This is a genomic window from Gallintestinimicrobium sp. (assembly GCF_046968865.1).
In the GTDB taxonomy this organism is placed as follows: domain Bacteria; phylum Bacillota; class Clostridia; order Lachnospirales; family Lachnospiraceae; genus Gallintestinimicrobium; species Gallintestinimicrobium propionicum.
Genome location: NZ_JBKVPW010000022.1, coordinates 24,969 through 34,325, shown reverse-complemented (window position 1 = coordinate 34,325; position 9,357 = coordinate 24,969). Strand labels below are relative to the sequence as shown.

10 protein-coding genes are annotated in these 9,357 nt (G+C 37.5%); 3 read left to right on the top strand and 7 right to left on the bottom strand.

The annotated features are described in order from the left end of the window. Positions 1–229 precede the first annotated feature (229 nt). Entirely contained in the window at positions 230–1,309 is a 1,080-nt protein-coding gene (locus ACLTOQ_RS14905; protein WP_412319830.1) for an ROK family transcriptional regulator, read from the bottom strand. Between the two features lie 157 nt (positions 1,310–1,466). Then, positions 1,467–1,757, bottom strand: a complete 291-nt coding sequence (locus ACLTOQ_RS14900; RefSeq protein WP_412319799.1) for a pyridoxamine 5'-phosphate oxidase family protein — start codon at positions 1,755–1,757, stop codon at positions 1,467–1,469. Here ACLTOQ_RS14900 and ACLTOQ_RS14895 point away from each other — a divergent pair. After that, complete coding sequence (locus ACLTOQ_RS14895) at positions 1,740–2,072, top strand: winged helix-turn-helix transcriptional regulator (RefSeq protein ID WP_118762333.1); 333 nt, start codon at positions 1,740–1,742, stop codon at positions 2,070–2,072. The genes ACLTOQ_RS14900 and ACLTOQ_RS14895 overlap by 18 nt on opposite strands. A 133-nt stretch (positions 2,073–2,205) precedes the next feature. Here the strand turns inward: ACLTOQ_RS14895 and ACLTOQ_RS14890 are convergent, their stop codons facing one another. Both ACLTOQ_RS14890 and ACLTOQ_RS14885 read right to left on the bottom strand, forming a co-directional pair. After that, positions 2,206–3,114 (bottom strand): LysR family transcriptional regulator, encoded by a 909-nt coding sequence (locus ACLTOQ_RS14890; RefSeq protein ID WP_412319796.1) that lies wholly within the window; start codon positions 3,112–3,114, stop codon positions 2,206–2,208. Positions 3,115–3,229: 115 nt separating this feature from the next. Beyond that, positions 3,230–3,706 carry a pyridoxamine 5'-phosphate oxidase family protein gene (locus tag ACLTOQ_RS14885; protein ID WP_412319794.1) on the bottom strand — a complete coding sequence of 159 codons (477 nt, stop codon included), beginning with the start codon at positions 3,704–3,706 and terminating at the stop codon, positions 3,230–3,232. Positions 3,707–4,103: 397 nt separating this feature from the next. On the opposite strand from ACLTOQ_RS14885, the gene ACLTOQ_RS14880 reads away from it, so the two are divergent. Further along, positions 4,104–4,340, top strand: a complete 237-nt coding sequence (locus ACLTOQ_RS14880; protein ID WP_008116699.1) for a DUF6061 family protein — start codon at positions 4,104–4,106, stop codon at positions 4,338–4,340. Between the two features lie 89 nt (positions 4,341–4,429). Here the strand turns inward: ACLTOQ_RS14880 and ACLTOQ_RS14875 are convergent, their stop codons facing one another. From ACLTOQ_RS14875 to ACLTOQ_RS14865, 3 genes are all read right to left on the bottom strand, one after another. Next, on the bottom strand, positions 4,430–6,115 hold the full coding sequence (locus ACLTOQ_RS14875; protein ID WP_412319791.1) for an ABC transporter ATP-binding protein: 1,686 nt from the start codon (positions 6,113–6,115) through the stop codon (positions 4,430–4,432). A gap of 240 nt (positions 6,116–6,355) precedes the next feature. Then, positions 6,356–8,041, bottom strand: coding sequence for a MobA/MobL family protein (locus tag ACLTOQ_RS14870; protein WP_412319828.1), 1,686 nt, complete (start codon positions 8,039–8,041; stop codon positions 6,356–6,358). Positions 8,042–8,238: 197 nt separating this feature from the next. Then, complete coding sequence (locus tag ACLTOQ_RS14865) at positions 8,239–8,469, bottom strand: helix-turn-helix domain-containing protein (RefSeq protein ID WP_119212530.1); 231 nt, start codon at positions 8,467–8,469, stop codon at positions 8,239–8,241. 184 nt (positions 8,470–8,653) lie between these two features. Here ACLTOQ_RS14865 and ACLTOQ_RS14860 point away from each other — a divergent pair, with 184 nt between their 5' ends. Next, positions 8,654–9,271 (top strand): helix-turn-helix domain-containing protein, encoded by a 618-nt coding sequence (locus ACLTOQ_RS14860; protein ID WP_412319788.1) that lies wholly within the window; start codon positions 8,654–8,656, stop codon positions 9,269–9,271. The last annotated feature ends 86 nt before the right edge of the window (positions 9,272–9,357 follow it).

The following is a 9,357-nucleotide window of genomic DNA, read 5'->3' as shown; positions in this document are numbered from 1 at the left end:
AAAAACGGAAAGGAAACCGTAGTTACTGTTTTCTTTCCGTTTTTTACTATAATATCTTTTTCTAATTTTACACAACTTCTCGTTTTTCACACATATAAATCGGACATCGCATTCGCTTTGCAACCTGTCAGTGGGAGTTTTTAACTCCAACAGACTAAACATCCCCTTACCCAACGCTTAATTCCCTACGCACCAGATGCGGTGGACTGCTTATCTGCGTTCAAAAAAATTACAATTCTACCATATGTTTTGTAAAAAAGTATTTCGCGGCTCCAACAGCCGACGCTTCTTTCTTATACGAACAATTTTTCAAGTATGAAACATCATGCTCAAAGCCATTATATGCCATCACTTTTTCGCCCAGTGGTATCATATAATCTGACAATATGCCTCCCACATCACCTCCTAGTATGATGTCCACATCATATGCCATCCGCAGATTTGATATCAAAACAGCAAGATGATCCAAATACTCATTCCATGTCTGCAAATTTTTTTCATCACCACTTTCAATTTTTTCCATAAATGCATCCAGTGACTGCCTGTTATCTTGTGTCAGTACACTTGCTGCACAATATGCATCTGCACATCCTGATTTACCACAATAACACTTTCTTCCACCGGGAACGAGTATCATGTGACCAAACTCCCCTGCTTTCTGGTTCTGCCCTCGAAACAGCTTTCCATCTATGCAGAATGCACCTCCTAAGGTGTGGTTCAAAGACAGATATATCGCATTTGGATACTTTTGCTTTTTTTCTGCAAGCATTGCAGCATTAGCATCGTTTTCAAAATATACTGGAATTTCCAAAGCCTGCTCTAAAAAGCGCAGACTATAATTCTCTATACCTAAAGCATGGGATTTTAAAACGATCCGTTCTTTCTGATCAATAATTCCTGGAATCGCCACTCCTATCCCAAGTAGCGTGTCCTTCGCTAATTCGCCTTCAAGAAAAGTTTTGACCTTTTGTGCCACCTCTGTACAATAGAATAATTCTGCCGTAAATTTTAAACGGATGCGATCTTTTTTTATAATCTCATCTCCAAGATTTACTAATACCATTTCTATATGATTCGCTGTAATCAAAATTCCCATTGCATGACAGTACGACTTATTAATCCCTATACTTTTTGCCTTCCGTCCACCGGTCGAAGCATATTCTCCAGTTTCTTCCAACACCATTTTTTCTAACAAGTCATTCACATTTGCTAATACAGTCGGCATACTCAAGTTTAACTCTTTTGCGATTTCTGCCTTGGATGTGACATGATTGTTCAGCACATAATTAATTATTTTTTTTCTTGTTATATTTCTTTTATCTTTATTTTCCGTTTTCTTATCCTCTTTTATTAAATATTTTATAAAAGAATTATATGCTTTTTTATTCTTCTTGTAAAGTAATGTTTGCTATTGTCCTCTGGCAGATGGCAGCCATTGCTATCACAACACATTCCCTGATATTCTTTCATGACCGATTTTTCTCCTCGTACATATATGGGCTTCTTACTTCGCCCTGAAATTGCATTACTTTGTAATCCAGTGTATTTTTCTTTGACATGGCACGTTTGGCAGTCATATCATTTATAATAATTTTCATGCACTGTGTCATATGTACGAATTTGGGATTAAATTTTACTGATACCGGATGATAATGGTTCATTAAAAGTGTCAATGCTTTTTCCTTTTCTTCTTCCAGTACGATCTCTACACGTCCCGTACCAACAACACTTTCATAGCAATGGAGAATGAAGAACAAAATGATTTTCGTCTGGAAGGAACCGGATTTGCCTATACACTATCGCTGATCAATGGCAAATATAAAATGCCAATTCTGTATTGCCTTTCCAAACGTGAAGTCGTCCGATATAACGAAATGAAAAGATATCTTGGGAAAGTAACCTTTAAGACATTAACGGATTCGCTAAAAGCATTAGAAGAAGATGGATTAGTGAGCCGTAAAGAGTACCCTCAAGTGCCCCCGAAAGTAGAATATAGTCTTACTGAAAAAGGAAGATCTCTGATACCTATGCTTACGGCTTTGTGTACATGGGGAGAAGAACATAGGAATTAAAATTTATTGTAGTTCGCATAAACATACAAGCAGGAGCACTTTTCAAATACTCTGTGCAGCCGGATTGAGGAAAAAAATGCGACAGCCCCTACATATATAACACCTATTTTATATGATTATTCATAACCTATGACTATGGATTGACTGGAGCATATTTCCGCAATTCTTCCAGATAGCTTTTTCCAAGTTCACTTAATTCCTGATTTTCATTCAGCACATATCCAATATGCATTGTTTCATTTTCTGCAAGCGGAACGGAGATGATATTTTCTCCGTTCAAATATTTCGGGAAAATGCCACTTGAAATAGTATAGGCATTCAGTCCAAGCATGAAATTGACAATAGCCCCTCTGTCATTGACCCGAATTTCCTTATCCACCGGAATGGAGCTGAATAGTTCCTCTGAGAAATAGACAGATTCATACTCTCCCTGTACAAAGTTTAGCCGCGGATAAGGTGCGAGGTCATGGACGGAAACTACTTTTTTCGATGCCAATGGGTGATCTTTTTGCAAAAAAACATGAGGCTTTGCTGAAAATAGCTCGGTAAACACCAGATGGTTTTCCTCTATCACTTTCCGCATGACGACTTCACTTTCATGCGATAAATAAAGGATGCCTAAATCACAGACACGATTTTTCACATCATCCAATATCTGATGTGTTCCGGTTTCATTATAATAAAAAGCGTATCGTTCTTGTCCAAAACGCTTAACTAACTCCACAAAAGCGTTTTCCGTAAAAGTATAGTGCTGAGAAGATACTCCAAATGTCACTTTCCCCGGAAGATTTGTAACATACCGATCCTCCAGCAGTTCCATCTGCTGTATCACCTGACGAGCATAACCGAGAAATTCAGCACCATCTTTTGTCAGAGTAATTCCGGTTCTACTGCGGAGAAAAATGGTGATACCAGCCTCTTTTTCCGTTTCTTTGATGGAATTGGACAGACTTGGCTGTGATATAAAAAGCAGTTTTGCCGCTTCGGTAATAGAGCCAACTTCTGCTACCTTCAAAATATATTTTAATTGTTGAACCGTCATTTCTTCATCCTTTTTATTCTTCCAGCTTCCCGATTTATCTCATAGTACCATTATCAGCGTACCTGCACCGATCAGTACAATTCATATAATCAGCATAAACGGAAAGCTCATGCTGTTAAGCTTTCGATCTTGATTTGGCTGTGAACTCTGAGATAACAACTTTGATGACCTCCACTGTCGATGCCATCTCTTCATTGATATTGAATTCACGACCCGTCTGATTTTTCATAAAGAGCGAAAGGCCTCGTATTTTCTCCTGCACATCCTCTGTTAATTCTGCACGGCCACGCCCAATCACAGATGCAAATGATGCTCCGTATTTGCAAGCTACATCTCCGCCGGATATAAGCTCAACATCACTTTCTACCTCAATGCACACATTTGGATTACTTCTGATCAGATCCAGCTTATGCCCTTCTTTTGCACAGTGCATGTAGAAAATCAAGATACCCTCTTTATATTCGTATCCGTAGTGAAGTGGAACGATGTAAGGATAATCAGCATCAAACAAAGCAAGATGCAGGACTTTTGCTTTTTCAATAATCTGCAGAATTTCAATAATATTTGTTACTTCTCGATCTTTTCTTCTCATAGATAAACACCTAAAGAATCGTACACGATTCCTCCTTGTAAAAAACACTTTCTAATCCCCATCTTCTTGCCCTTTAGACAAGAAGCATTCTTCACCTTCAGTTCGGTCAATCCCGATTGAGATTTCACCTATTCTAAGAAGTTTAATAACTGTTATATTTTGTTATCAAATTTCTCACAAACCATTGAAAATACTAAGTTTGTGACAGGTGTGCTTTCCCTTATATATTCCCTTGTGTTATATCGTTCCATCAGTGTTTATGGACTCGGGTAAGGGAAAACGCAAGGGAAACAAAATCATATAACACAGTATAACACAAAATGAAACTGACATGGTGAACTGATTGAAATGCTTCTGAATTTCTTATTTTGATTAATTGATTTGAAGGAGACACGATATGAATATTATTTACGCAGAATACAATATGTACCGGAATAGCATAGACATTTACACCTGTGCCGGATATATGCTCCGTATTGACTGCAACAAGGCAGAAGATGGTATTAAAACTACACCATGCTCTCAGTGTGCATTAAATGCTCTTGCTATTGATGAACCTCTTGAATATGCAAAACTATATCTGGATGGAACTATGCAGATATGGGTAAACGCAGAAGACTCTATTGAACTTTAAGTACACTAAGGGACTGCTACTCTAACAATTAAAAAAGTGCAATAGCAACAGCCCCTTTGTATTTTTACAAGTTTCGACCTAAAAAACAATTATTTCACATTCGCATTATACAAGTCCATAAAATAAGAATCTGTATGTAGTAGTTCTTCAAAAGTACCTTGTCCAACAATCCTCCCTTCTTTAAAGAGAATAATTCTGTCAAAACCTGCAATGGAATTTAATCTATGTGCAATGGCAATGACAGTTTTATCTTTCATTTTTTGCATAACTGATTTCATTACATTTTCTTCTGTTAAATTATCCATTGCAGATGTTGCTTCATCCAAAATGACAAGTTCGGAGTCTTCAAACCACAAGCGAGCTAATGCAAGTCTTTGTTTTTCTCCACCCGATAAACAAGTACCTTTCTCACCAATTTCAGTATTTAAACCTTCCGCAAGATTTTCAACTAAATGAGATAGTTGCACTTCACTCAATGCCCCTAGCATTTGTTCTTCTGACACTTGTTTCTCAAATACCAGATTTTCTTTTATTGTTCCGTCAAAAACAGGGGCATCCTGTGATAAATAACTAACTCTATCATACAGATTATTAAGACAAATTTCTTTTAACTCCATGTCTCCTAAGCGAACTTCTCCCTGATTATATTTTAGTAACCCTAATAAAATCTTAATCAAGGTCGATTTTCCGGAACCACTTTCTCCTACAAAAGCTATTTTTTCTCCCTTTTGTATTGACAGGCTCAAGCCATCAATAATTTTTCGTTCCTCATATTGGAATGATAAATTTCTTATTGCAATTTTTCCAACATTTGTATTTATTGCGTTACCGTTTCTTAATTGAACATCGTCTTTTAAGCCTAAAAATTCCTCAAATCTCTTATACGATGCCTTGTCCAATTTATATTGGACATAAAGTACATTAAAAATGGCAATTGGCGTATAAGCATTTTCAATCAGTGCAATTAGTGCAACCACAGAACCTACCGTAAGGTTTTTCGTTTTCCATGCATAAAAAAGAATACCAATATCTAACATTGCCACAAGTAGTGCAAATATTGTGAAGAATGCTTCATGAATCATATTCATTTTTACTTTTGATGAAACAATATCATCTTTTGCATGACAAGTCTTCTTTATTTCACTCGGGAACTGTTTGCTCATACGAAATACCAGCATTTCCATATAGCCTCTGACCAAATAGTGATTTAATAGTTCTTCACTATTCAAAATCTTTTCTTTTATTTTGTAAAGAAATTTCAATAGAATGTTGGTTATTATAAAAATAACCGTATAGCCTACAAACAGTACATAAGTGACTTTTTCATCTATTTCCCAAATAAAGTATATACTAAAACTAATGGTAGGAAGTAAGTCACGAATCAAACACAACCAGAAATTGAATAATACATTTCTTCCTGCTGCTGAACCATTCTCAATCCTTTGAACAAGTTTGCCCGTTCCTATTTTCTGATATTCCGTATAATCGATTGTACTTATTTTTCTAAGTGACAAAAGCTTAAAATCCAGATAAATACCATGTTCCAACTTCTTTTCAGGGTAATTATCCAGATAATTCATACAGTAATTTACCAGCAAAATAAAACCATATGTTGCAACTCCTGCAAATGCAAGTGTTCTATCAGCCAATCCATCAATAACCTTTTGAAAATAGTCAACCTTGTAATTAGCCACAAATGAATTAAATATACCTAGTCCAATGTAGACCAATACCCATATGCTGTTTTTCTTTAATATTTCTTTTATATAACGCATAACTGTACTCCTTTACATATTGTATTTCAAGCATCAGGGCAGTACAGTCAACGACTACTGGCAAGTTTCTTTTAACCTCAGCACAATCTGCCAACAGTTTACATCAACTGTACTGAGTAGTTACCTCGGATAATTTTCATATCGTTCTCACCTCTTCCTAAAAATTTTCTATTATTATATCATGCTAAGTTCCAATATTCTATCGTAATTCCGTCAAAAGAATATAAAACAAAAAGCATATTATCTTCCCCCTCTGTCCTTTGTCTGCCTGCTGATACTGTTCTGGTTTTCAGCGGCTTCCCTTTGTAGTCTTGCAAGTTTATCCGACAGTTTTTCATCCTTATGCGTAGGTGTATCCGGTTTTCTGCAGGCATTCTTCCAGCTTTCGTATTGTCTCTGATAATCCGTATAAACATTACTGCATTCTCTGAATGTCAGCAGGAACTCGTTCATGTTTTCAAAACCGCTATTACGAACCATATTTGAGAGTCCTACCTTTAATCGGTTGATATAATCCGTCTTTTCGTCAATCTTTCTCTGCAAATCGCTTTTTCTGGTGAGCTTCGCCAGTCCCTTTAAGTTTGACATTTCGATTTCAAGACTGCCTCTTAGTTTCTCAGCTTCAAAGATAATGGCATTCTGGCTGTCCAGTTCTGTCTTTATCTTTTTTAACTTCGGATAAGCGGCTGCTTCCGGTATCATAACAGGCTCTGGCGGTAACACATCTGCTGTAAGTATTCCGTTGTCCTGCTTTTGAGCTTTGTTTTTATCTTCGTGAGCATTTTCACGCTGCTGCCTGCTGTGAATGCCTCTTATAGCCTCAAGCACCTTTGTGATAAGCAGTACCAGCTCTGCTATTGCCATATTCAGGATAAGCGAGAACATTTCGGGCTTATTGCCGTATCGCTCAATCGATCTCTTTACTGGCTCTGTGATATGTTCCCTCTTTATCTGTAGAATATCATCCATAGAAACCTCGCTTATGATAGCCCTGTCAACTTCACGATTCCAGTCCATCCGCAGTTTATTATCCTTCTCAATCTGTTCAGCTTTAGAATTATTCTTACCAATCTTCTTGGTAGCAAGATATGGACCATTACGGTCAAATACTGTAAGTCTGTCTTTTTCGTCCGTTACCCAGCAATTTATCATTCTGGTGTAAAATAATTTTACCTCGTCCAGAAAATCTTCCTGCTTAAACCTCGTATTCTTAGAGGTAAACAGCTTCTTCTCATAAACCTCGCCTTTTTTGATAACCTTACATCTTTTGCGGATATTGCCAGCTTCATCAAGGATTTCCTTCTTGGTTCGTACATGATTTCCATGTTCATCATAGAACATATTCCTTGTGGCAGTCTTTATGACAGGTTCTGCAAGAAGTTGTCTTTCAGAAAAGATAAGATGGATATGGAAATTTGTCATACGCTTATTGTGGTGAAGTGCTGCAACACATTCCACACCATACTTTTCTTTGAATTTATCCGTAAACGATTTTAGCAGCATATCGGGCATTCCCTGTTCATAAAGTGATTCAGGCAGGGCAATGATAAGCTCCCTTGCTTCGATACACTTTCCATCAACACCGCTTTTCTTAAATTCCTGCTGGCTGCATCGTGCAAGCTCCGTCCAATAGCTTCTGTCAGTTGTTTCATAAACCGCATACAGATGTTCCTGCTTTGCATGGCTTGATATATAGGTGATTCTTCCCCGGACATTCGACAGCTTGGTCATCTGTATAAATGAATGTCTTGTTGTCAATGTGCTTTCTTCTCCTTCCTCTGATAATTGGAATGAAAGATGAACAGATAATATAAGTGGTATTGTTGTTGGCTTATTGCCGTATCCGACATAACCAAATGCGACAGCATTTGTATAAGTCACGCCTGCGTGGCTTTGCTCCCTGCAAGGGCGAAATACGCTGAGCATAAACCCCAGGTTTGTGCGAGGGGTGTATTTCGCTCTCAAACGCCGAGGGCTTTGATATCTTGTGATTTGTCAGTCTTCCATTCCGTTAATTGGTTGTTGCATATCAGAAGAAGCACATGTTATAATCCTCTTGCGTGTAGGTATATCATGGCTTCGGTCTGATATATCAGGGGCGGGTTCATTAGAAGCCGCCTCTTTTAAATTGTCACTTTTCTTGTGACTGCTTTTACGCTAGTCTTATCTCTCAAGTCTCTGCCTTCGTTGACTTCCATAAACTTTTCCAGCATATCCGTCTTTATGAGAACTTTTCTTCCGACCTTTAGAACAGGAAGTTTTTCCCACTCAACAAGTTTTCTCAGGGTGTTTCTTCCAATTCCTGTATAATCGGCAGCATCTTCTATAGATAAAGCAATCTTTCTTTCCGTCATTTAATCATCTCCTTTTAAATTGCATTATGCAATTTATTTTTCTGTCAGTATATCGCTTTTATATTTTATTGTCAAGCATTACGAAATTATAAAAATAATTATAGCATTGCATATTGCAATTTTAATTTTTATATGATATAGTATGAACATACCGAAAGGAATAACCGAAAAGGAGGCAGACAACATGAAGGATAAGGAACTTCGCCGGATTATCGGTGAGAGGGCTAAAAGCCGCAGAACAGAATTAAACCTTACACAACCTTATGTTGCAGACAAGATGGGAGTCACCGCTTCCACCATACAGCGTTATGAAGCTGGAACAATCGACAATACCAAGAAGATGGTACTTGAAGGACTTTCAGAAGCACTTCATGTATCTGTGGAATGGCTTAAAGGCGAAACTGACAGCTACGAAACAGATATAACAGATAAGAAAGAACTTCTTATAAGAGACGCTATGACAGGTATTATCGAAAATCTTCCAACAAACCTTGATAATGCAGATGGAGATTTCGCCAAGAACCTGTTGCTGGCAATATTAAACGAATACAAGCTATTTGCCGATTCATTTACAAATGCTTGCAATAATTTCAAGGGAAACACAGAATATGCAGATGTGGCAGCCAAGATGGGGTTTGAATCCAATCAGGAATACAATGAGATAATGTTTTTAAGAGAGATAACCCACTCTGTTAATGCATTCAATGACATAGCTGACATCATAAGAACATATTCCAAGAATCCGGATATGGCGGTGCAAAGATTATCCAATCTCTTAGAAGATAATTCCGACTCGGTATAGAATGACAACCGGAGTTATGATACAATGAGCCCAAGCGAGTCAAACTGTTTACAGATTTGACGAGCGGCGAATTGGCTTATGGACTT